Below are 23,907 nucleotides of genomic sequence, written 5' to 3' on the forward strand. Positions count from 1 at the left end.
ACTGCGACTACTGATCCAATACCGCACCGAGGTGTTCACCACCCACACCATCGAGGCCCTCACCACCGCGCTGCAACACATCCTCACCGCGATGACCACCGACCCCACCACACCGGCAACCACCCTGACCACCCACACCCCCACCGGATCCACCCCGCCACCACAACCACCCCCACCGCCAGGACCGCACACCCCCGCACCGAACACCACCCATCACCACCCCCTGACCGACACCCTGACCAGCATCTACACCCACACCCTGAACATCGACCACATCCACCCCGACGACAACATCTTCGACCACGGCGCCAACTCCCTGACCGCCATCACCCTCCAACACGCCATCAACACCACCCTGAACCGCAACCTCCCCCTGGCCACCATCATCAACGCACCCACCATCAACACCCTCACCCAACACCTCTGAACACCCGCACGGAATCGGCCGCGCGGGAGCGGGTTTCAGGGGGCGGCGGCGGTCACCACATGCCGGGAACGAGCCGGTACCGGACCTTCTGTGTGTACTCCTGGTACCCCTGCAGTTCATCCCGCAGCAGGCCTTCTTCGTCGCGGATGCGCACCGTGATCACCACGACGAAGAGGATGACGAAGATCAGCCCCCAGTACGACCCGAGTGCCAGCGGAATACCGACCATCACAAGGAGATTGCCGGTGTACATGGGGTGGCGCATCAGCCCGTACAGGCCGGTCGAGACCACGGTCTGACCTTCCTCCACCCGGACGACCGCGGCCGCGTAGCTGTTCTGGATGATCACGAGCGAGACGACGAACAAGCCGAGCGCGGCCACGATCAGACCCACCACGCAGACCGCCGTGGGTACCCGCGACCACCCGAAGCGATGGTCCAGCGCGCTGACGACGAACTGGGCGCCGACAGCCAGCCAGAGGCCCGCCATCACGCCCTTCTGGACGCTTCGGCCCTCTTCGGTCGGCCCGCCGCGCAGTCTGCGCTCGAGCGCAGCGGGATTCCTGCGCATCAGATAGATCGACGGGAAGCAGGTCGACACCACGTACATGACCGCGAGGAGCGCCCATGCCTGCCAGTAATCGATCGTCCACGCCGGGATGAAGGACAACGCGCCGTAGATGGCGAGTCCGACAAGACCAGACAACAACATCTTGGGACCGGGACTCACGGAACCTCCTCATGATCGCGCGGATCGGCGCAGGCCGCCGAGACTGCCGGAGCTATCGGACTATTGAAGGACGGTGAACGACTCGAGCGCCGGGGTCGGCGGTCAGGCGGCATCTACGGGTACGAGCTCGTCGTGCAACATCCCCGCCAGATCACGCACCGTGGTCGTCATGTCCTTGGGACTCACCCGCACCCCCGTTTCGCTCTCGATGCGAGTGCGCAACTCGAGTGCTCCCAGGGAGTCCATCCCGTACTCGGCCAGCGGGCGGTCGGGGTCCACGCTGCGCCGCAGGATCAAGCTCACCTGGTCGGAGATCAGCCGTCGCAGTCGGACCGGCCACTCCTCGACGGGGAGCTCGTCGAGCTCGGCACGGAATTTGCTTGTCCCCGAGGCATTCTGTGCAGACGACCGGAACGCCTCCGCGAATGGGCTGTGCGCCGCGAACGCGTCAAGCCAGGGGGCACCCATGATCGGCGCATACCCGGTGTAACCCCGGTCATGGCGGAGCAGCGCGTCGAATGCGTACGCGCCCTCCTCTGGCGCGATCGCCACCCCGGAACCCTGCGCCAGAGCCGTGCCCGCACCGATCTCGCCCCAGGCGCCCCACGCGATCGCCGTCGCCGGAAGGCCCAGCGAGCGCCGCCACTGGGTGAACGCGTCCAGCCAGCTGTTGGCTGCCGCGTAGGCACCCTGTCCCGGCGAGCCCACCAGGGCGGCCGCCGAGGAGAAGGAGCAGAACCAGTCCAGAGGCTGGCCGTCGGTCGCCGCGTGGAGATTCCACGCACCCGCGACCTTGGCCGTCCAGTCGTGCTCGAGCAGTTCGTCGGTGATGTTGGCCAGCGTGGCGTCCTCGATCACCGCCGCGGCGTGCAGCACACCTCGGACGGGCAGCCCGCCGGCAGTGGCCGTCGCGACCAGCCGCTCCGCCGTGCCGGACTCGGCGATGTCCGCCGACTCGACGACCACGTCTGCGCCGTGGGCCCCCATCCGCTCGATCGCCGCCAGCGCCTCGGGCGATGGCTGCGACCTCGACGACAGCACGATCCGCCCGCAGCCGGCCGCGGCCATCTTCTCGGCGAGGAACAGTCCGAGCCCACCGAGCCCGCCGGTGATCACGTACGCACCGTCACCGCGGAACACCGGAGCCTGCGCCGGCGGCACCACGACGCGGCTGTGCCCGGTGTGCGGCACCTCGAGCACGAGCTTGCCGGTGTGATTGGCACCGCTCATCACCCGGATGGCGGTCGCCGCGTCACCGAGCGGGTAGCGCGTGCACTCCGGCTTCGGCAACGAGCCGTCCGCGGTGAGCTGGTACACCGTTCTCAGCAGCTCACGGATCCGCCCCGGATGGCTCACCGACATCAACGCCAGGTCCACGGCGTAGAAGGAGAGATTCCGCCGGAACGGGAACAGCCCCAGCCGGGTGTCGCCATAGATGTCACGCTTGCCGATCTCGACGAAGCGGCCGCCGAACGCCAACAGCTCGAGGCCGGCCTTCTGAGCGGCCCCGGTGACGGAGTTGAGCACGATGTCCACCCCGTACCCGTCGGTGTCTCGTCGGATCTCGTCGGCGAAATCGGTGCTGCGCGAATCGTAGACGTGCTCGATACCCCTGTCGCGCAGTAGCTGTCGCCGTTGCTCGCTGCCGGCGGTCGCATAGATCTCTGCGCCGGCGGCACGGGCGATGGCGATGGCCGCCTGTCCCACACCACCGGTGCCGGAGTGGATCAGCACCTTGTCTCCGGAGGAGATGCGGGCCATGTCGTTGAGTCCGTACCAGGCCGTGGCGGTGGCGATCGTCAACGCGGCGGCGTCCACGTCGCCCAGTCCGTCCGGCAGCGCCACCGCCAGGTCGGCGTCGCACGTGATGAAGGTGCCCCAGCACCCGTTCGCGGACAGACCGCCGACATGGTCGCCGACCGCGAGATCGGTCACTCCCGGCCCGACGGCCGTGACCTCGCCGGCGAAGTCGATGCCCAGCTGCGGAAGTCGCCCTTCGAATGAGGGGTAGCGACCGAACGCCACCAGGACGTCGGCGAAGTTGATGCTGGACGCGTTCACCGCGACCTCGATCTGGCCGGGCCCCGGCGCCACCCGCTCGGTGGTGACCAGTTCGGCCGACTCGAGGTCGCCCGGCGTACGGATCTGCAGCCGCACGCCCGCACTGTCGAGATCGACGACGGCGCTGCGCCGTTCCTCGGGGAGCAGGGGGGTGGGCGTCAACCGCGCGACGTACCACTTGCCGTCCCGCCACGCGGTCTCGTCCTCTTCGGACCCGCTGAGAAGCTGCTGCGCCAGTCGCTCGGCGTCGGGCGTCTCGTCCACGTCGATCTGCGTGGCGCGCAGGTGCGGATGCTCGGTGCCGATCACCCTCAACAAGCCGCGGATGCCCGCCTGCTCCAGGTTCAGCTGGTCGTCGGCCGCCACCGCCTGAGCGGAGCGCGTCACGACGAAGAGCCGGGGCGGCTCGCCGGTGGTCTCCGGCAGTTCGCGGGTGATCCGCACCAGATGCCGGACATAGTCGCGGCCCAGTTGCGGCGTCTGGTCGTCGGAGTGGCCGTTGCGGGGTCCGGTGAGGACCACCACCCCGGTCAGCCCGCCGCGCAGGTGATCCTTCAATTCGTCGGTGTTCGAACCGAAGTCGCCGTGCTGCGGCCAGACCATGGTGGTGCACGCGGCGCCGGAGGTCTTCAGAGCATCGGTCAGTGCCGTGGAGACGACGTCGGCGGTCGGGCTGGTGCTGATCAGCAGCCACGATCCGCCGTCGGCGTACTCCACCTCGGGTAGTTCCCGGTGCCGCCACTCGATGGTCAGCAGCCGGTCGGCGAAGGTCCGGTCCTGCTGCGCCGCATCGGAGACGCCGGTGCCCAGCAGCAGACCCTGGACGGCGAGCAGCACCTTTCCGTGCTCGTCGAGCAGGTCGATGTCGGCCTCGACACCGGAGGCATCGGCCTTGGTGACCCGGGTGTGGCAGTAGTGGATGTTGCGGGCGGCGCCATAGGAGCGCAGCCGGCGGATACCAAGGGGCAGCCCGAGTGCGCCCTCACCCAGAGCCCGCACCTTCGGATGGGCTTCGACCGACTGGAAACATGCGTCGAGGAGTGCCGGGTGGACTCCATAGGCATCCTGTTGCGAGCGGATCTGCCGGGGCAGCGCGACTTCGGCCACCACGGTGTCGGAGTTCTCGGCAGAGGTGTGCACGTCACCGAGACCCGAGAAGGCCTGACCGTACTGGACGCCCCGGGCGTCCATCCGCCGGCGCACGGCGTCTCCGTCCTCGGCGTCCGGGTGCGCGGCGAGCAGTTCGGCGACGTCGTAGGACGGTGGCTCCTGCTCTTCGGCTGCGTGCAGGATCGCCGACGCCTGCCGCGTCTGTTCGCCCGATTGCGTGGTCTCCACCGTGAAGTCGACGACTCCGGGCGCGGACACCGAGGCGGACGCGCCGACGGTGGTCTGCTCGTCGAGGAGCAGCGCCTGCTCGAACTTGACGTCCCGCACGTCGACGGGTCCGTCGAACACGACCTGAGCTGCTGCCAGCGCCATCTCGCAGTAGGCGGCCCCGGGCAGCACGGCCACGTTGCGGACCTCGTGATCAGCGAGCCAGGGCTGGGCGGCGGTGCCGACCTCGCCCTGCCACACATGACGTTCCGGCTCTTCCTGCAGGCGAACGTGTTCGCCCAGCAGAGGATGTACGGAGACCGTGCACGCGCCGTGCGTGATGATCTCCTGCGCGCCGCCGGTCAGCCAGTGCTTCTGGTGGGTCCAAGTGGGCAGCGGCGCATCGACCAGCCGGCCGTTCGGGTAGAGCACGGAGAAGTCGACGGCCGCACCGGCAGCGTGCGTGTCGGCGACAAAATTGCGAAGACCGTGCGGCAGTTGCTGTTCGCGGCGCATACCGGCCAGTGCGACCAGCGGTGCGTCGACACTCTGGGCGGTCTGCTCGAGTGCGCGAACCAGCAGAGGGTGCGGTGACAGCTCGGCGAAGACGCGGTGGCCGTCTTCCATCGCGGCCTGCACCGCCGTGGCGAAGCGCACCATGCGGCGGCAGTTGTCGGCCCAGTAGCGGGCATTGAACGCGGGCTGCTCGCGGGGGTCGAACGAGGTCGCGGAGTAGAACGGGATCTCCGGCTTCATCGGCGCGAGATCCTTGAGTGCGTCCTTGAGCTCACCGAGGATCGGGTCGACCTGCGGCGAGTGGAAGGCCACGTCGGTGGGCACCTCGCGGGCCATCACATCGCGTTCCTCCCAGCCCGCGACCAGGTCGTGCACCGTCTGGGCGGCGCCGGCGATCACCGTGGACTGCGGTGAGGACACCACGGCCACCACCACGTCCTTGACGCCCCGCGCCGTCAACTCGGAGAGCACCTGTTTGGCAGGCAATTCCACGGCGGCGGTGGCCCCGGCGCCCGCCACCTTCGTCATGAGCCGGGAACGCCGGCAGACGACGCGCGCGCCGTCCTCCGGCGAGAGCGCGCCGGCGACGACGGCGGCCGCGGCCTCTCCGAGCGAATGCCCGACGACCGCAGCCGGCCGGACGCCGTAGGACTTCAGCGTGGCCGCGAGGGCGACCTGCATGGCGTAGAGCGTCGGCTGTACCCGGTCCTGTCCGGTGACGGTCTGGGTCGCCGACATCGCCTCTGTCACAGAGAATCCGGACTCACCGGCGATCACCGGCTCGATCTGGGCCACGGTCGCCGCGAACACCGGTTCGTTCGCCAGCAGTTGCGCACCCATTCCCGCCCACTGTGAGCCCTGGCCGGAGAACACCCAGACCGGGCCGCGATCGTCGCGTCCGACCGCCGGCTGATACGGGGCGTCACCGTCGGCGACCTCGCGTAGGGCCGCGACGAGTTCGCCCGCGTTGCTCGCGACGACAGCCGTGCGCACCGGTCGATGCGCACGCCGGCGCGCCAAGGTGTAGGCGAGATCCGCCGGGGAGACGTCCTCGTTCGCCGCCACCCAGTCGGCGAGTCGGCCTGCAGTGCGGCGTAATTCGTCGGCCGACGTGGAGGAGAGGTTGAACAGGAGCGGAGCGGTGCCCGACGACTGGGCGGATTGCTCCTGGCTCTGGGGAGCCTGTTCGAGGATGGCGTGGACGTTGGTACCCGAGACGCCGTAGGCCGACACCGCCGCACGCCGGGGCGCGTCGCCCTTGCTCGGCCAAGCCGAATTCGCTTGCGGTACGAACAGATTGGTCGGGATCTCTGCCATCACGTCAGGCAGACGTTCGAAGTGCAGGTTCTGGGGGACGACGCCACCCTGCAGCGACAGCACCGTCTTGATCAGCCCGATGGCCCCGGACGCGGACTGTGTGTGCCCGAAGTTGGTCTTCGACGACGCCAGCGCACACGGACCGTCGACGCCGTACACCTCGGCGAGGCTGGCGTATTCGATCGGATCGCCGGTCGGGGTCCCGGTGCCGTGCGCCTCCACCATGCCCACGCTGGTGGGGTCGACGCCCGCCGCGGTCAGCGCGTCGCGGTAGGCCGCGACCTGCGCGGTCCGCGACGGAGTTGCGATGTTCACGGTGCGACCGTCCTGGTTCGCAGCCGTGCCGCGGATGACGGCCAGGATCCGGTCTCCGTCGCGCTGCGCGTCCGACAACCGCTTGAGCACGACGACGGCGCAGCCTTCACCGGCCACGAAGCCGTCGGCAGCCACGTCGAACGCGTGGCAGCGTCCAGTCGGGGACAGCATCCCCTCAGCCGATCCCGCCGCCCACTTGCGGGGGTCCAGTGCCAGCGTCACACCGCCGGCGAAGGTGAGGTCACTCTCACCCTCGTGCAGGCTGCGGCAGGCCAGGTGCACGGCGGTCAGGCCCGAGGAACATGCGGTGTCCACTGTCAGCGCGGGACCGCGGAGCCCGAGGGCGTAGGCGATGCGGCCGGACGCCAGGCTGGGGTTGTTCGCGATGAAGCCGTAGGGCTTCTCCACGGCGCCGGCTTCGGCGGCCACCAACTGATAGTCGGTGTGGGTCAGCCCCACGTAGACACCGGTCACCGATTCGGCCATGGCCTCCCGGCTGAGACCCGCGTGTTCCATGGCTTCCCATGACGTCTCGAGAAGGAGCCGGTGCTGGGGATCGCTGACGGTCGCCTCGCGGTCGCCCATGCCGAAGAACTCGGAATCGAAGCCGGCCACGTCATCGAGGAAGGCGCCCCATTTCGACACCGATCGACCCGGCACACCGGGCTCCGGGTCGTAGTAATCCTCGGCATCCCATCGGTCGGCGGGGATCTCTGTGACGAGGTCCTCGCCTCGAAGCAAGGCGTCCCACAGCCGTTCAGGGGAGTCGATCCCGCCCGGAAGTCGACAGGCCATTCCGATGACGGCAACCGGGGTGACGACCTGACGCGCCCCCGATCGCGCAGAAACGGTGGAATCCGATTCTGACAGCGAATTCCGGCCGGTGTCGAGCGAAGTCATCTGTCCCCCATTGTCAACGCCGGCAACGGCATTGCCGCAGCCGGAGTGAAGCTCTTGCGCTTGCAACTTCTACCAGGAATCGAAGTGGATGTCGCGACGGCGTTCCCCTACGTTTCCCGCGTCCAGCAAGCTACTGCCAGCAAAGACGTTAATTGCGGCCGGGGGAGTTGTCTCGGGTTCCGCACAATCCATCGCCGGGCGGGTATCGGCGACAAGAACTTTGCCAGACCTTCCCGGGTCGGCGAAACCGCGACCCAAGAGCGGTCAGATATCGACGGACCCGAGGTTGCTCGTGTCACCCCTTCTCACCGGCTGGCCACCGCCACTTCCCAACGGCCGCGGAGATTGAAGGCACTTCTGCGCACCTCGACACGGATGTCCGGATCGGCGTAGCGGGCCAGCGTCCGCAGCGCCGAGGGACTGTAGGCGCGCAATGCGCTGATGTATCCGTCATGCACGACCGGGAAGACCAATGCGAGTGGGAGCAGCAGCGGTGACTGCAGGATGTGCCGCCAGGGAGGCAACCGCGGCAGGTCGATGATCAGCAGCTTGTCGGCGACCCGGGTGCCCTCCGCGAACACCCGCGCTGCCGGTCGGGGTGGCAGGTGGTGGAAGGACTGCGCGAAGACGACGAGGTCGTAACTGCGGTCCGGAGAGTCGATCTCGGTCGCGTCCATCTCGCGAACAGTGGCACGCGGGTGGCTGCCGAGATCGCCTGCGGCGATGTCGGCCACGGAGGTGGCATCGATGTCGGTGACCGTGACCCGAGCGGACTCGTGCAGCGCGAGTATCGCCCGCGACAGTCCACCGTGGCCGGCGCCCAACTCGAGGATGCGGGGATCGGGTATGCCGCGGATCTCGTCCAGCACGATGCCCGCCATCAGGTCGTGCTGGCCCAGCCGCTTCTCGCCGCGATCCAGCGCCCGGATCACGCGTCGCTTCCGGTCATCGGCATCGTCGCGGTCGAGATACTCCAGACGGTCGGTCTGCATCCGGCGGTCGAGCCAAGAGGCGTCGGGGCCGCCGCGGGGCATGTTGTCGATGTCGAGTGTCTCGCTCACCATGCGACCCATCATGGACGACCGCCCGAGCAAATTGCGTCCGAGCCCTCGAAACGCTGACCGAATGCGGTCTCGGTACTATTCCGGGGCTGTCCGCATTGGGATATCGAGTTGTCGAAGGACTGACATGACCGCACACGTCGAGCAGCTGGAATTTCAGGCAGAAGCGCGCCAACTGCTGGATCTGATGATCCACTCGGTGTACTCGAACAAGGACTCCTTCCTCCGCGAGTTGATCTCGAACTCCTCGGATGCGCTCGACAAGCTGCGGCTGGAGTCGCTGCGGAACAAGGACCTGGACGTCGACGCCTCTGATCTGCACATCGAGCTCGAGGTGGACGAGGAGCAACGCCTGCTGACCGTCCGGGACAACGGCATCGGTATGACGCGCGCGGAAGTCGTCGACCTGATCGGCACCCTCGCGAAGTCGGGCACCGCGGAGGTTCGTCGCAAGCTGCGGGAGGCCAAGAACGCCGCCGCCTCCGAGGAACTCATCGGCCAGTTCGGCATCGGTTTCTACTCGACGTTCATGGTCGCCGACGAGGTCGTGCTGCTCACCCGCAAGGCAGGCGAAAGCGACGCGACCCGGTGGGTGTCCAGCGGTGACGGCACCTACACCGTCGAGTCCGTCGACGACGCCCCGCAGGGAACGTCGGTCACACTGCACCTCAAGCCCGAGGACGCCGAGGACGAGCTGCACGACTACACCTCGGAGCGGAAGCTCCGGGAGCTGGTCAAGAAGTACTCCGACTTCATCGCCTGGCCCATCCGCATGCAGGTCGAGCGGCGCAGCCCTTCCACCGAGGAGGGCGGCGAAGAGCAGGTCACCGTCGAGACGCAGACCCTCAACTCCATGAAGGCGCTGTGGACCAAGTCCAAAGACGAGGTGCCCGAGGACGAGTACAAGGAGTTCTACAAGCACGTCGCGCACGCGTGGGACGACCCGCTCGAGGTCATCGCGATGAAGGCCGAGGGCACCTTCGAATATCAAGCCCTGCTGTTCATCCCCTCGCACGCACCGTTCGACCTGTTCACCCGCGACGCAAGGACCGGGGTGCAGCTCTACGTCAAGCGCGTGTTCGTGATGGACGACTGTGATCAGCTCATCGCGAGCTACCTGCGTTTCGTCAAGGGGGTCGTCGACGCAGAGGACATGTCTCTGAACGTCTCCCGCGAGATCCTCCAGCAGGACCGGCAGCTCACCGCGATTCGGCGCCGGCTCACCAAGAAGGTGCTCTCGACGATCAAGAGCATGCAGTCCGAGCGGCCACAGGACTACGCCACCCTGTGGACGCAGTTCGGTGCGGTCCTCAAGGAGGGCCTGATGTCGGATGTGGACAACCAGGACACCCTGCTGCGCATCTCGTCGTTCGCCTCGACGCACAGCGAGGACGAGCTGACGACGCTGACCTCGTATGTCGAGCGGATGAAGGACGGTCAGGAACAGATCTTCTACGCCACCGGACAGTCGCGTGAGCAGCTCCTCAAGTCCCCGCATCTCGAGGCGTTCAAGGCGAAGGGCTATGAGGTGCTGCTGCTCACCGACCCGGTCGACGAGGTCTGGGTCGGTTCGGTGATGGACTTCGACGGCAAGCCCCTGCAATCCGTCGCCAAGGGTGAGGTCGACCTCGACTCCGACGACGAGAAGGCCGCGCACGAAGAGGAGCGCGAGGAACAGCAACGGGATTTCGAGGACCTGCTGAACTGGTTGAAAGAGACTCTGACCGAACATGTCAAGGAAGTGCGGTTGTCGACGCGACTGACCGAGTCGCCGGCCTGCCTGATCACCGACAACTTCGGCATCACGCCGGCGCTCGCCCGGATGTACAAGGCATCGGGACAGGCGGTACCCGTCGGAAAGCGCATCCTCGAACTCAATCCGAAGCACGCACTCGTCACCGGCCTGCAACAGGCGCATCAGAGCCGCGGCGCCGATGACCCCACTCTCGGCGAGACTGCCGAACTGCTCTACGGCACTGCACTTCTGGCCGAGGGCGACGTCCCCGACGACCCGGCGAGGTTCGCCGGGTTGCTCGCCAACCGACTGTCGCGCACCGTATAGCGCCCGTCACACCGTGCGAAGGTGGTGCCAAGTGAGCCAGCAAACGTCATTCCGGCGTGTTCGGAGAGTCGTCGCGGTAGGTTGTGCACGTGACTGAGACCTCTATTCCCAGTGTGCTGCTCGAACGTGCGAGCCTGCAGCCCAATGAGACGGCATTCACGTTCGTCGACTATGACAAGGACTGGAACGGCGTCGCGGAGAGCCTGACGTGGTCACAGCTCTACCGGCGCACAGTGAACGTCGCCAACCGTCTCGAGGAGTGCGGATCCGAGGGTGACCGCGCCGTCATCCTCGCGCCGCAGGGAATGGATTACGTCGTCGCCTTCCTCGGCGCGCTGCAGGCCGGCCAGATCGCGGTCCCGCTCTCGGTGCCGATGGGCGGAGCCACCGACGAGCGGGTGAGTTCGGTGATGACCGACGCATCGCCTGCGGTGCTGCTCACCACGTCGGCGGTCGCCGGCGTCGTCGGCGAATACGCCGGGCCGCTGGCAGACGGGCCCGCCCCGGCCGTGGTCGAGATCGACTCGCTGGACCTCGACGGACCCATGGGTTCCGGTGCAGGCCGAGAGGACTTCCCGGACACCGCCTTCCTGCAGTACACGTCCGGTTCCACCCGTACGCCCGCCGGCGTCGTGATGTCGCACAGCAACATCCTGGCCAACTTCGGACAGTGGACCACGGGTTACTTCTCGGACCACGGGAACACGGCGCCGGCCGGAACCACCGTGGTGTCGTGGCTGCCGTTCTATCACGACATGGGTCTGTACCTGGGGGTGTGCGCACCGGTGCTCCTGGGCATCCCCGCCGTCCTCACCAGCCCGGTGGCGTTCCTGCAACGCCCCGCCCGGTGGATGCAGATGGCGGCAGGCAACACCAAGGCCTACACCGCGGGCCCGAACTTCGCCTTCGAGGTGGCGGCGCGCAAGACCTCGGATGACGACATGTCCGGACTCGACCTCTCCGACGTCCAGGTCATCGCCACCGGTGCGGAGCGGGTGCACCCGGCCACCCTGGAGCGCTTCACCCAGCGGTTCACGCCGCTGGGCCTGGACGCATCGGTGATCCGGCCCTCGTACGGACTCGCCGAGGCGACCGTTTACGTCACGACGAACACCGACCCCGCGCCGCCGTCGATCGTGCGCTTCGAATCGGAGAAGTTGACGGCGGGCAAGGCCGAGCGCAGCGCGGACAAAGGCGGCACGCCGCTGGTCAGCTACGGAATACCGACGTCACCGATGGTGCGCATCGTTGATCCCGACACCGGCACCGAGTGCCCGGCCGGCACCGTCGGAGAGATCTGGGTGCACGGCGACAACGTCGCGAAGGGTTACTGGCAGAAACCGGAGGAGACCGCCAAGACCTTCGGCGCCTCGATCGTCTCGCCGTCCACCGGGACGCCGGAGGGTCCGTGGCTGCGCACCGGGGACTCGGGCTTCCTGTCCGAGGACGAGATGTTCATCATCGGCCGTATCAAGGATCTCCTGATCGTCTACGGCCGCAACCACTCTCCCGACGACATCGAGGCGACGGTCCAGGAGATCTCGCGAGGCCGCTGCGCGGCGATCGCGGTCCCGGACAGTCAGACCGAGAAGCTCGTGGTGATCGTCGAGGTCAGGAAGCGGGGCACGACCGACGACGAGGCGGCCGAGCACCTGAACCGGCTCAAAGGCGAGGTGGCGTCGGCGATCTCGAACACGCACGGACTCAGCGTGGCCGATCTGGTGCTGGTGGGCCCCGGTTCGATTCCGATCACGACGAGCGGAAAGGTCCGGCGGGCGTCCTGTGTCGAGCAGTACCGACACGGTCAGTTCGCCCGCGCGGACGCTTAGCCGCCCGTCGCCCCGCTACTTCTCGATCGAGTCGATCTCCACCTCGGCGGTGGCCTGGATCAGGGCCAGGAGTTCCTTGTCCAGGCCCGGCGCGAACTCCTCGCGGCGCTCCGGCGCGATGGTGATGGGAACGCCCTCGGGCATGATCGCGGTGCTGAGTTCGGTGCCGTCGTTCGAGGGCGAGGCGCCGCGGTAGAGCTTGGCCGCCTGGCTCGCGTCGTCGGCGTCGAAGGTGTACTGGATGCTCTGCAGCCCGCGGTCGAGCAGCTTCTTCACCTCGGGGAACTTCTCGGCATTCGTCTTCGGGATCGGCAGCACCGCGCCCCAGTTCACGCCGAGACTCTCGAGTGCCTTCGCGAAGGCGTTCTCGTGGGCCTGATCGCGCACGATCAGGTAGGAGATGGTCGAGCGCGCCGTCTTGTTGTCGGTCATCTCGTAGATGCGGCACTTCTGCAGCCGCCCGGTCGACTCGAGCATCAGGTTGTAGAGCAGGTCGAGCACCAGATTGCCGCTGTTGTACACATAGGACCCCAGCCACGGATTTCCTGCTGCGTCGACCGGCATCGCACCCTGTGCGCCGACCAGATAGTGGTGAATGTTGCTGTGGTCCAACGCGATCTTCAGCGGCGTCGCGCCCTTGGCCCCCGGCTTGTCCACCGGATCGGTCGGCTTGCCCTTGTATTCGGGAGACCCGTCGAGGAGCCGGGAGATGGTCGTGCCGATCAGCTCCACGTGGCTGATCTCCTCGGTGCCGACGCCCTGCAGCAGGTCCTTGTAGGGCTTGGCCGTCACGTCGCCGCGGAAGTTCATGCTCTGGAACAGGTACTGCATCATCGTGCGCATCTCGCCGAACTGGCCGCCGAGGCCCTCCTGCAGTGCGTTCGCGGCAGCGGGATCCGGTTCGTCGACGGCGATCTCGTTGATCAGTTGCTGGGTGTGAAGGTACATCGTGCTCTCTCCCTGTGGTCGCCACCGCCCGTGGAGTTGGGCAGCGCGTAGAGGACTACCCAATCCCTGGAGTCGAACCCGAATGTGTCCCACCAATCTTGAGATTGCCCGCGGACGCCACCGGGTACTGCTGGACGGACCGATCATCGAGAAGGAGCGCAGCAAATGACGTCCCAGGAACCGACCACACCCGCCACCGAGGCCGCCGACGACGAGGTACTCGCACCGGCCACACCCGGCGCGGAGGCACTTCCGGCGGATGACTCCGGCGACTCCGCACAGAAGTAGCCGACGTAGAACGCAGAACGGGTCGCTGTGTGAACAGCGACCCGTTCTGATGTGCGCCTGGTCAGGCCTGCTTGGAGTAACGGATGAGGAAGGCGGCCGACACCACCGCCGCACCGCCGCCGACCGCGACCCAGATCACCGCCGAGAAGATCAGCGACGCCGCCGAGAACCCGACTCCGGAGAGCACCGACGCCGAGTACAGCAGCCAGAACACACGGTAGAGAGACCACAGTGCGGTCATTCCGGCGAAGATGCCGAGCACCAGGCTGGGGGTGCGCTCGACCCGGTCGACCTGCTCCTGGACGCGGGTGGGGATGATGTTCATCGCTTGCTTCCTTTCGTCATGCGCGCCGCTGCGGCGTCGCCATGACGGCAAGTGAAGTCGCGGGACGCGGCTACCGATCCCAAGTCGGTCGAGCGCCGGCCACGCCGAGTGCCACCGTGAGTTCGAAGACCGTGCGTGGATCGTCGAGCCGGTCGCCGTAGAGCTCCCGCAGCTGGGTCATCCGGTACCGGACGGTCTGAGCGTGCACGAACAGGTCGGCGGCGACGGCTTCGCGCTGCCCCTGATGAAGCACCCAGGACCGCAGGGTCTCGGTGAGCCGTTCGGCGGCGCTGGGACGCAGCCGCTCCAGGGGGGCGAGCACCTGTCGACGCAGGTCGTCGGCTGCTTCCCGGTCGGCGGTGAGGATGAGTTCCGCCAGGTGGTCGTCGGTGTCCACCACGTCGACGTCGTCGGGCACCGACAGGTCGCGCGCCCGCAGCGCACGCCGGTACGAGGACTGCACCAGCGACCACGGCCGGGCGGGGCCCACGAAGGCCCGCCTTCCCTGTAGCGCCGACCGCAACTGTCGGCGCGACCGGCCGTCCAGGTCGGGAACCAGGAGCACGGCCAGTGCATCGGCGGGCTCCACACCGGGCAGATCGACGGTGAGTTGCAGTGTCGCCTGCCCGAACCTCACCGCCAGGCCGCGAATGTGCTTCTCGGCCAACACGATAGCGGTCAACGTGGCCGGCGGCTGCCAACCCGCCCGCTCCGCGCTGGCCCGCAGCGTCTCGGCCGGCTCGCCGTCGAGCAACTGGAGTGCCAGCCGCTCCAGATAGCGTTGCCGGACCCGACCGCTGACGGCCAGTTCGTCGGCATGCCCGGCCACACTCGACGCCGACAGCTCGTCGATGAAGGCGAACACCATCTCGGCGAAGCGTGCGACGGCCTCGGCGGTCAGGCCGGCGCCGACCGCGGCCGCGGACAGTTCACGCCAGGCGACCCGCGCGCCGACGCGATAGGCCGACAGCAGGGCATCCATGGAGCGGCCCTGGCGCGCCTCACCGCGGCCCAACTCGTAGGCGCCGTCGAGTGCGGGCGACAGCGTCTCCGCCAGGTCTGAATCCTCGGCACGCACGGCCAGCCGCAGGAAGGCGCCGAGCGCCATCTGCACGGCGTTCTCGATGTTGCGGCCCATCCGACCGCTGAAGGCGTCGGCATAGCTGGGGACCTCGACGGTCACCGCACTGACGGTGCGCTCCGCCATCTGCGGGAGCACCGCCAGCAGCGCCGAACCGACGTCCTGGCCCAACTCCAAGCCCGCGAACCGGGCGCCTTCGTCAAAAACTAGTCCTCACGAACAAATTCGTAGTCGGTATTCACCCTTGATGACCAAGAGTTTATACCGCTGACTCAGCGAGAGTGGTGACATGACAACCACGGCACCCCGACCCACCGCGGTCGGCGCGATGCGTGACCGGATCCTGCGGCTCGCCGAGCGGGTGACCACGCCGCTCGTCCCCACCGACTACCTCGACGTCATCGACCCGCTTCGATCCCCGACCGACCTGCGCGGGCGCATCGTCGCGGTGCACCCCGAGACGCGGGACGCGGTCAGCCTGATCATCAAGCCGGGCCGCGCGTGGCGCGGTCATGTACCGGGCCAGTACGTCCGGATCGGTGTCGACGTCGACGGCGTCCGGCAGTGGCGGGCCTACTCACTGACGTCGGTCGCCGGCCGTCCCGACGGCCACATCGCCATCACCGTCAAGTCGACGCCCGGCGGCGTCGTCAGCAACCACCTGGTCCGGCGCGCCACCGTGGGCACCGTCGTGCAGCTCGAGCAGGCGGCCGGCGACTTCACTCTCGGCGTACGGCCGCCGGCGCGAATCCTGTTCGTCACCGCGGGCAGCGGCATCACCCCGGTGATGGGCATGCTGCGCAACCTTCCCGACGGGTCCGACGTGGTGGTGGTGCATTCCGCACGGACCGCCGAGGATGCCGTCTTCGGAGGTGAGCTCCGGATGATGGCGAGCCGGGGCCGGATCTCGCTCCTCGAGCGGCACACCGATCTCGACGGCAGGCTCGACGTCGCCGACATCGCCCGCCTGGTCGGCGACTTCGCCGACCGGCAGACCTGGGCGTGCGGCCCCGCCGGGATGCTCGACGCGCTGCAGGCGCGCTGGGACGCCGACGGGATCGCAGACCGCCTGCACATCGAGCGGTTCCAGACCGCCGTGATCGCCGCCGGTGACGGCGGCACCGTGACGTTCGCGAAGTCCGACACCACCGTTCACGCCGACGGCGCACAGAGCCTGCTCGACGCCGGTGAGGCCGCCGGTGTGCTGATGCCCTCCGGCTGCCGGATGGGCGTGTGCTTCGGCTGCGTCGTCCCGCTGCGCCGCGGTGCCGTGCGCGACCTGCGCAGCGGCGACGTGACAACGGCGGCGCCGGGCGACGGCGTGGCCATCCAGACCTGTGTGTCCGCCGCCGCGGGCGCCTGCGACATCGACCTCTGAGGGAGCACCGACATGACCGCCCTGCAACGCAAGCACGACAATCCGATCGCGCACCTGAGCGCGGAGGACATCGAGACTCTCGGCGCCGAACTGGATGCCATCCGCGCCCAGGTGATCGCCGGCCGCGGGGAGCGCGACGCCGCCTACATCCGCACGGTCATCGACGCGCAGCGCAAGCTCGAATTGACCAGCCGCGCACTGCTGCTGTTCTCGCTGTTCCCCCCGTTCTGGGTGGCGGGAACCGCCGGCCTGGCCGTCTCCAAGATCGTCGAGAACATGGAGATCGGTCACAACGTGATGCACGGCCAGTGGGACTGGATGCGCGACAGCAAGATTCACTCGACGACCTGGGAATGGGACAGCGCGTCGCCTTCGGAGATGTGGAAGCACTCACACAACGAGCTGCACCACACTTACACCAACGTCCTCGGCAAGGATCAGGACCTGGGCTACGGCATCATGCGGGTCGACGAAGACCAGCGCTGGAAGCCCTTCTACCTCGCCCAGCCGCTGACGAACTTCGTCAACGCCTGCATCTTCCAGTACGGCATCGCCGGGTACGACCTGCAGATCGGCAGGTACCTGAAAGGCAAGACCGACAAGGACGTGTTCCGCCGCCAGGCCAGGGACGTCCTGTTCAAGATCGGCAAGCAGATGCGCAAGGACTATGTGCTGCACCCGCTGCTGTCCGGTCCCTCGGCGGTCACCACGCTGACGGCCAACCTGACCGCCAACCTCGTCCGCAATCTGTGGACCCACTCGGTGATCATGTGCGGCCACTTCCCCGAGGGCGTGCAGACCTACGAGAAGACGTCCATCGAGGGTGAGACCCGCGGTGAGTGGTATCTGCGCCAGATGCTCGGCTCGGCCAACATATCCGGAAGCCCGGCAATGCATTTCATGACCGGGAACCTGTCGTTCCAGATCGAGCACCACCTGTTCCCCGATCTGCCGAGCAACCGGTACCAGGAGATCGCTCCGAAGGTCACCGAGCTGTTCGAGCGCTACGGACTCGACTACGTCAGCGGTCCGCTGCCCAAGCAGGTCGCCTCGGCGTGGAAGAAGGTGTTCCGGCTCTCGCTGCCGAACGACTTCGCGCGCAAGGCGACGACGGCCGTCAGCCCGGCGAACGTGACGCGGGCGGTGTTCGGGCGGGTGACTCCGACCCGGACCGCCGGCACGGCGGCGTGATCGTGGCAAACGAGGGACTTCACAGGACGGATATCCTATGACGATGGACCCGCTGAGCGAGGTCTCCGGCGAAGGGGCCGGGTGGTCGGCGCCGCACGAGGAGCTGCGTGCAGGCGCCCGCCCGGTGCTGCCGGGTGACGACCCGTTCTACCAGCCGCCGCCGGGATTCGAGCGCACCGCACCGGGCACCGTGCTGCGCTCGCGCGACGTGCAGCTGGCCTTCCTGGGATTGATCCCGCAGCGCTTCACGGCCACCCAGTTGCTGTACCGGACCACCGACCTGAACGACGGCGCATCCACCACCGTCACCACCGTGCTGACGCCGTCGGAGCGGACACCCGGCACGGCCTGCCCGATCCTGTCCTACCAGTGCGCCATCGACGCCGTGACGGGCCGCTGCTTCCCGTCGTACGCACTACGGCGGCGCGCGAAGGCGGCCGGCTCGCTCGCGCAGTTCGAGCTGCTGCTGATCGTCGCCGCACTCGCCGAGGGCTGGGCCGTCTCGGTACCCGACCACGGCGGGCCCCACGGTGTCTTCGGCGCTCCCTTCGAACCCGGGTACTGCGTGCTCGACGGCCTTCGTGCGGCACTCAACTTCGCACCCCTCGACCTCTCGGCGTCCGCGCCGATCGGCCTGTGGGGATACTCCGGGGGCGGGCTCGCGGCTGCCTGGGCCGCCGAGATGTACGACGGCTACGCACCGGAACTCAACATCGCCGGCGCCGTACTCGGTTCGCCCGTCGGTGATCTGGGCAGCACGTATCACCGCCTCAACGGCAAGTTCTTCTCCGGCCTGCCGACCATGGTGGTGGCCGCCCTGATGCACAGCTATCCCGACCTGAAGCGGGTCATGGACGAACACGCCAGCGCCGAGGGCAAGGCGCTGTTCGAGAAACTCACGAAGATGACGACCGCGCAGGCGGTGATGCGGCTGAGGAAGCAGGACATGGCCGGCATGCTGGACCACCCGCTCGAGGAGATCCTGCAGTTGCCCGAGGTCCAGCACGTCTTCGACAACATCAGACTCGGCATCGCCGCCCCGACCATGCCGGTGCTGATCGTGCAGGCGGTGCACGACCGCATCATCTCGGTCGACGACATCGACCGGCTGGCAGCCACGTACGCCGCCGGGGGCACGAACGTCACCTATCACCGGGACAAGTTCTGCGAGCACATCCTGCTGCACCCGTTGTCTGCGCCGATGGCGTTGCGGTGGCTGCGCGACCGCTTCGAGGGCAGGCCGGTCGACGACCACCGCCTGCGCACGACGTGGCCCACGGTGTTCAACCCGTCGACCTACCGCGGACTGGGCAGACTCGCCGTGGTGAGCGCCAAGGTGATCACCGGGCGTGGCGTCGAGCGTCGCTCCATCTCCGAGACCGACCGCTGACACGGCACCCTTGACAGAGGATTACTCGGTAACAGTAGAGTGATCCTCGTGCCGAGGCCGAGTGGTGACGCCCGGAACCGGCTGCTGACCACCGCCCGTCGCCGCTTCGCCGCCGATGGACCATTGTCGCCGACCCTCGACGAGGTGCGGCGCGAGGCCGCGGTCAGTGTCGGCGCTCTGTACCACCACTTCCCGGACAAGCAGGCCCTGGCGGCGGCGGTGTTCGCCCAGCTGATCGGCGAGTACCAGGAGGGATTCCTCGAGGCGCTCGTCAAGCAGCCCACCGCGGAGGGCGGCATCCGGGCGGGAGTGGCCCACCACCTGCGCTGGGTCGTCGCGCACCGCTCGGAAGCCGTACTGCTGCTGGGGGATCGGCTCGACAGCCCCGAGTTGCAGGACGCCAACCGCAGATTCTTCGCCGCCGTCGGCGACTGGTGGCGGCCCCACCACGCCTACGGAGTGCTGGGCCCGATGCAACCCGGGATCACGTCGGCCCTGTGGCTCGGCCCCGCACAGGAGTACAGCAGGTACTGGCTGGCAGGCACCGCCGCGAAGATCTCCGGCCGCACCGTCGACACGTTCGCCGCCGCCGCGTGGGCGGCCCTGAGACAACACCCCGAGGAGTGAGACCCGTGGCCGATGACCGTGTTTCGCTGTACCGCAAGATCCTCGCCGAGGGCGACGACCCGTCGGCCCCGGAGCGGGTGCACGTCGAGAGGCGCGGCGATCGCGCGGTGATCACCCTCGACGAACCGGACCGCCTCAATGTGCTGTCGGCGCCGCTGGTCCGCCAGCTGCGGCGCGCACTGGTACAGCTGGCCGACGACGTCGACGTCCGCACCGTCGTGCTGACCGGCGCCGACCCCGGCTTCAGTGCCGGTGGCGACCTGGAGATGATGCGCACCGCAATCGACCATCTCGACGCCGACGAGGGCGTCACCGACATCTGGCGGTGGATCCGGCGCGAATTCGGCGGCGTCGCAAGGACCATCGCCGGGTCGGACACCATCTTCGTCGCGGCGCTCAACGGGCCGGCCGCGGGCGTCGGACTGGCCTGGGCCCTGACGTGCGACGTCGTCATCGCCAGCGAGCGGGCGGTGCTGGTGCCGGCCTTCGGGCGGCTGGGACTCATCCCGGAGGTGGGCACCAGCTGGGCGCTCACCCGCAGGCTCGGCTACCAGGGTGCGCTGGCCTTCTTCCTGCGCGGCGAACACCTCGACGCGCGAACCGCCCTCGAACTCGGGCTGGTGCAGGAGGTGGTCGAGCACGACCGGCTGCTGCAGGCGGCCGACGACTGGTGCTCGCGCGTCGCCGAGCTGCCTGCCCACACGGTGGCGATGAGCAAGTCACTGCTGCGCGGAGCCGCCGACGCGAGCTGGCACCAGTCCTTGACGTTCGAGGAGTTCGCCGAGCCGAACTGCTTCTCCACCGCGGCATTCGCGGGCAGCGTCGGCGCAATGCTCGGACGCTGACCCGTCACCGGGGCACACCGCGTCGATGCACCGAAACGCCCACCACGGCGCTAAGCGAGCGCTTAGCATGGCGAGGGCCTCGTCGCTCTGACCGGCTCTCCTCGCACGGGAGGTTCGCCTTGCCGAATCAGCTCCACCACGTCGTCATGCGCAGCCATGCCGCCGAAACCTTCATCCGCTTCCTGACCGACGTCGTCGGGATGGAGGTTCAGGGCGCGTTCCACGTTCCCGGCGAGGTATTGCAGGCCACGTTGGGCTGGCCACCCTCCGACGGCGCCGAGGTGACGATGGTCGGCAGCGGTGACGCCGGCCTGATCGAGGTTCTCGACGTCCCTGCGCACCTCCGCGAGGTGGCGCCGGAGGGGCTCGCCGCACTGTCCTTCCTGACCGACGACTACCGCAACGTGCAGGACAGGGCCCGCACGATGACCGACGACGTCACGGTCCTCTTCGGCGACGTGCCCGGCGTCGACCTGTTCTTCTGCACCATGGGCGGCGTGCCGATGGAGTTCATGGGCGGCTACGACGCCGACAGCGCCGCGACGGTGGCGGCGAGCGGCGGAGCGCAGTGAGTCGACGTCCGGATCGGTGGTCACGGTGGACGATGCCGCGGCACTGACGGACATCGAGGCGATCAAGCTGCTGAAGGCCCGGTACTGCCGATACCTCGACGCCAAGGACTGGGTCGCGTGGCGAGACCTGCTGGGTGACGAGTTCACCAGCGAGATCGCGGGAACGGGAGGCAGGCAGACCGTCGGCGCCGACGAGTTCGTCGCCTACACCCGCAGAACCATCGGGAAGCCGTCGCAGCCGACCGTGCACCATGTGCACGCCCCGGAGATCACGATGACGTCGGCGACGACCGCCCACGGTGTGTGGGCGCTCAACGACGTCGTGCGCCTCATCCCGATGATGACCCTGCACGGCTACGGCCACTACCACGAGACCTACGAGAAGTGCGACAACCGTTGGCGCATCACCTCTTTGCGCCTCACCCGGCTACGCGAGGACGTCGCGATCTCACCACTGCCCGCCGCACTCGCCACCCGGCTACGCGTCGCCGCAGCGAGGCTGGCGCGCCGCACCTCGCGCATCGCACGGAGTTCTCCGACGAACGAAGAAGGCTGACATGAACAAGATTTCGGGACGCAGGGTCCTCGTCACCGGAGCCAGTGGGGTGGTGGCCTTCCCCGTCGCCGTCGAGCTCGCAAAGCACAACGAGGTGTATGCGGTCTCCCGGTTCTCCGATCCGGAGCAGAGTCGGCGCCTCGAGCAGGCGGGCGCCCACCCGATCCCGTTCGACCTCGCGAATCCCGACCTTTCGGCGCTGCCCGAGGCGGTCGACGTCGTGATCAACTACGCGGTGCTGCCGCCGACCCACCCGGACGCCTACGAGGTCAACGCGGGCGCCACCGGACGCCTGGCCCGGCGCTACCGCGACTGTGAGGCCTTCGTCCACGGCAGCACCGGATCGCTGTACGCCTATCAGGGCGAGCGTCCGCTGCGGGAGGACGACGCCTACGGCCTGCACGCGTCGGCGGAGAACTACGCCGCGAGCAAGATCGCGGCCGAATTCCTGGTGAGGCATCTGAGCACGGATTACCAACTGCCCGTGACCATCGTCCGCATCTTCTCGTTCTACGGTCCGCGTGGTGGCGGTGTCACCCAGCGGATCGACCAGATCATGCGCGGACAGCCGGTGAGCGTCTATCCCGGCGTGCGTAACGTGCACACCCCGCTGTACGAGGACGACTACGTCGAGAAGACCATCGCCGCGGCCGGAATCGCCGAGATCGGTGCGAACGTCGTCAACGTCGGTGGCACCGAACCGGTGACGACGCAGGAGTACTGCCGGATGGCCGGGGAAATCCTCGGCAGGGAGCCCATCTTCACGGAGAACAGCAAGGCGTGGCCGATCTGGGCCGACACGACGAAGATGGTCGAACTGCTCGGGCACAACAAGGTCTCGGTGCGCGACGGTGTCCGACGCACGATCGACGCGGCGCAGAACCGGCTCAACACCTCCCATCACGTCATCGGCGAACCGGCGCCCACCCGGTGATCACGTTCATCGTGCACCTGCGGGTGCCGCCCGAGAACGCCGCCGCATTCGAGAACCTGATGACCGTCGTCGCCGCCGACTCCAACGACCGCGAGCCGGGCGTCGCGTACTACGGCTTCGCCAAGAGCGTCGACGAGCCCGACACCTATGTGGCCGTCGAGGTGTACCGGGATCAGGCGGCCGTCGCCGCGCACGGTGCGGCCGAGTGGGTGACGGACTCGATACCGGAGATGTTGCGCCTCGTCGAGGGCATGCCACGGATCGAGCAGTACGTCAGTCCCGGTACCGAACCCGTCGCCACGCAGTTCGAGGAACTGACGTGACGGGAACCAGCCTGGCTGTCGTCAGCCGGTTCGGCACCGCACTGAACGAGAACAATCTGGACGAGGCCTGCGCGCTGTTGCACGAGGATCTCGTGGTGCACGAGGCAGGCGGCCTGCCCTACAGCGGGGACTATCACGGCCCGCAGGGTTTCGTGGACCTGCTGACGGCGATGACCGAGAACCTGGAACTGACCCCGGGACCGATCAACCGTGCGCCGCTGGACGACGACACCGTCGTGTCCCGGTTCCGGCTGCGGTTCACGGCGCGCCTGACCGGGCGATCCACCGAGATGAACCTAGTGGAGCTCTACACGGTCTCGGACGGACTGATCATCGCGCTCGACGTCTACTACAAGGACCCGTCGGCCGTGACGGCCCTGCTCGCGACGTAGCCCGCGGGTGATCGCCGAATTCTCCGGCCGCGATGTCGAGAACGGGCCGACGGCTCCGTCCCAGGGGTGAGCGACCGACTAGGGTCGCCACGTCGAAGGGAGAAACACATGGCCAAGTACCTGTTCCTGAAGCATTACCGGGGTGCACCCGCGTCGGTGAACGACGTGCCGATGGACCAGTGGACGCCCGCCGAGATCGACGCACACATGCAGTACATGCAGGACTTCGCCGACCGGCTCAAAGACAGCGGCGAATACGTCGACAGCCAGGCCCTGGCGGCCGACGGCGCCTGGGTCCGCTCCGACGGCGAGGGCAAGCCGCCCGTGACCGACGGGCCGTTCGCCGAGACGAAGGACCTGATCGCCGGCTTCATGATCATCGACGTCGACTCCTACGAGCGCGCCGTCGAGTTGGCCGGCGAGCTGTCCGCGGCGCCCGGTGCGGGAGGCCGACCGATCCACGAGTGGCTCGAGGTGCGGCCGTTCATGGGCTCTCCGGCGACCGTCACCGAGTAGTCGTGC

21 protein-coding genes are annotated in these 23,907 nt (G+C 67.9%); 15 read left to right on the forward strand and 6 right to left on the reverse strand.

From position 1 onward, the window contains the following. On the forward strand, nt 1-427 hold a 427-nt coding region (locus tag AB0K11_RS22195; protein WP_364981940.1), incomplete at its 5' end, for an acyl carrier protein. A 52-nt stretch (nt 428-479) separates the two neighbouring features. Here the strand turns inward: AB0K11_RS22195 and AB0K11_RS22200 are convergent. The 3 genes from AB0K11_RS22200 to AB0K11_RS22210 all read right to left on the reverse strand — a co-directional run bounded on the left by AB0K11_RS22200 (nt 480) and on the right by AB0K11_RS22210 (nt 8,656). Beyond that, nucleotides 480-1,139, reverse strand: coding sequence for an isoprenylcysteine carboxylmethyltransferase family protein (locus AB0K11_RS22200; protein ID WP_364983089.1), 660 nt, complete (start codon nt 1,137-1,139; stop codon nt 480-482). Between the two features lie 120 nt (nt 1,140-1,259). Next, nucleotides 1,260-7,553, reverse strand: coding sequence for a sulfolipid-1 biosynthesis phthioceranic/hydroxyphthioceranic acid synthase (gene pks2, locus AB0K11_RS22205; protein WP_364983092.1), 6,294 nt, complete (start codon nt 7,551-7,553; stop codon nt 1,260-1,262). Between the two features lie 335 nt (nt 7,554-7,888). Then, the gene (locus AB0K11_RS22210) at nt 7,889-8,656 is read right to left on the reverse strand and encodes a class I SAM-dependent methyltransferase (protein ID WP_364981943.1); all 768 of its coding nucleotides are present in this window, start codon (nt 8,654-8,656) and stop codon (nt 7,889-7,891) included. 115 nt (nt 8,657-8,771) lie between these two features. Here AB0K11_RS22210 and htpG point away from each other — a divergent pair, with 115 nt between their 5' ends. Beyond that, nucleotides 8,772-10,706, forward strand: coding sequence for a molecular chaperone HtpG (gene htpG, locus AB0K11_RS22215; RefSeq protein ID WP_364981946.1), 1,935 nt, complete (start codon nt 8,772-8,774; stop codon nt 10,704-10,706). Between the two features lie 89 nt (nt 10,707-10,795). After that, nucleotides 10,796-12,535: an AMP-binding protein gene (locus AB0K11_RS22220; RefSeq protein ID WP_364981949.1), complete on the forward strand. Its 1,740-nt coding sequence runs from the start codon at nt 10,796-10,798 to the stop codon at nt 12,533-12,535. Nucleotides 12,536-12,550: 15 nt separating this feature from the next. Here the strand turns inward: AB0K11_RS22220 and AB0K11_RS22225 are convergent, their stop codons facing one another. Further along, complete coding sequence (locus AB0K11_RS22225) at nt 12,551-13,483, reverse strand: manganese catalase family protein (RefSeq protein ID WP_364981952.1); 933 nt, start codon at nt 13,481-13,483, stop codon at nt 12,551-12,553. A gap of 165 nt (nt 13,484-13,648) precedes the next feature. Between AB0K11_RS22225 and AB0K11_RS22230 the strand changes: the two genes are divergently transcribed. Next, nucleotides 13,649-13,771, forward strand: a complete 123-nt coding sequence (locus tag AB0K11_RS22230) for a hypothetical protein (protein WP_264013698.1) — start codon at nt 13,649-13,651, stop codon at nt 13,769-13,771. A 61-nt stretch (nt 13,772-13,832) separates the two neighbouring features. Here AB0K11_RS22230 and AB0K11_RS22235 read toward each other — a convergent pair whose 3' ends face one another. After that, complete coding sequence (locus tag AB0K11_RS22235) at nt 13,833-14,096, reverse strand: hypothetical protein (RefSeq protein WP_364981956.1); 264 nt, start codon at nt 14,094-14,096, stop codon at nt 13,833-13,835. Nucleotides 14,097-14,166: 70 nt separating this feature from the next. Beyond that, the gene (locus AB0K11_RS22240) at nt 14,167-15,354 is read right to left on the reverse strand and encodes a helix-turn-helix domain-containing protein (protein WP_364981959.1); all 1,188 of its coding nucleotides are present in this window, start codon (nt 15,352-15,354) and stop codon (nt 14,167-14,169) included. A gap of 112 nt (nt 15,355-15,466) precedes the next feature. Between AB0K11_RS22240 and AB0K11_RS22245 the strand changes: the two genes are divergently transcribed. The 11 genes from AB0K11_RS22245 (at nt 15,467) to AB0K11_RS22295 (ending at nt 23,901) form a co-directional block, all read left to right on the forward strand. After that, the gene (locus AB0K11_RS22245; RefSeq protein ID WP_364981962.1) at nt 15,467-16,555 is read left to right on the forward strand and encodes a ferredoxin reductase; all 1,089 of its coding nucleotides are present in this window, start codon (nt 15,467-15,469) and stop codon (nt 16,553-16,555) included. A gap of 12 nt (nt 16,556-16,567) precedes the next feature. Next, a complete protein-coding gene (locus tag AB0K11_RS22250; protein WP_364981965.1) occupies nt 16,568-17,746 on the forward strand; it encodes an acyl-CoA desaturase in 1,179 nt (392 codons plus the stop codon). 43 nt (nt 17,747-17,789) lie between these two features. Next, on the forward strand, nt 17,790-19,136 hold the full coding sequence (locus tag AB0K11_RS22255) for a lipase family protein (protein WP_364981968.1): 1,347 nt from the start codon (nt 17,790-17,792) through the stop codon (nt 19,134-19,136). Between the two features lie 48 nt (nt 19,137-19,184). Then, entirely contained in the window at nt 19,185-19,763 is a 579-nt protein-coding gene (locus AB0K11_RS22260) for a TetR/AcrR family transcriptional regulator (protein ID WP_364981971.1), read from the forward strand. Between the two features lie 5 nt (nt 19,764-19,768). Then, on the forward strand, nt 19,769-20,608 hold the full coding sequence (locus tag AB0K11_RS22265; RefSeq protein WP_364981974.1) for an enoyl-CoA hydratase/isomerase family protein: 840 nt from the start codon (nt 19,769-19,771) through the stop codon (nt 20,606-20,608). Between the two features lie 119 nt (nt 20,609-20,727). Further along, the gene (locus AB0K11_RS22270; RefSeq protein ID WP_364981977.1) at nt 20,728-21,180 is read left to right on the forward strand and encodes a VOC family protein; all 453 of its coding nucleotides are present in this window, start codon (nt 20,728-20,730) and stop codon (nt 21,178-21,180) included. Between the two features lie 25 nt (nt 21,181-21,205). After that, nucleotides 21,206-21,736: a nuclear transport factor 2 family protein gene (locus AB0K11_RS22275; protein ID WP_364981980.1), complete on the forward strand. Its 531-nt coding sequence runs from the start codon at nt 21,206-21,208 to the stop codon at nt 21,734-21,736. Between the two features lies 1 nt (nt 21,737). After that, nucleotides 21,738-22,670 (forward strand): NAD(P)-dependent oxidoreductase, encoded by a 933-nt coding sequence (locus tag AB0K11_RS22280; RefSeq protein WP_364981983.1) that lies wholly within the window; start codon nt 21,738-21,740, stop codon nt 22,668-22,670. Beyond that, nucleotides 22,667-22,993 carry an antibiotic biosynthesis monooxygenase gene (locus AB0K11_RS22285; protein WP_364981986.1) on the forward strand — a complete coding sequence of 109 codons (327 nt, stop codon included), beginning with the start codon at nt 22,667-22,669 and terminating at the stop codon, nt 22,991-22,993. Before AB0K11_RS22280 ends, AB0K11_RS22285 begins: the two co-directional genes overlap by 4 nt. Then, entirely contained in the window at nt 22,990-23,385 is a 396-nt protein-coding gene (locus tag AB0K11_RS22290) for a nuclear transport factor 2 family protein (RefSeq protein ID WP_364981989.1), read from the forward strand. The genes AB0K11_RS22285 and AB0K11_RS22290 overlap by 4 nt, the downstream gene beginning before the upstream one ends. 108 nt (nt 23,386-23,493) lie before the next feature. Next, nucleotides 23,494-23,901, forward strand: coding sequence for a YciI family protein (locus AB0K11_RS22295; protein WP_364981992.1), 408 nt, complete (start codon nt 23,494-23,496; stop codon nt 23,899-23,901). Nucleotides 23,902-23,907: the final 6 nt, after the last annotated feature.

This window comes from Mycobacterium sp. NPDC050551 (genome assembly GCF_040674075.1).
Classification (GTDB): domain Bacteria; phylum Actinomycetota; class Actinomycetes; order Mycobacteriales; family Mycobacteriaceae; genus Mycobacterium.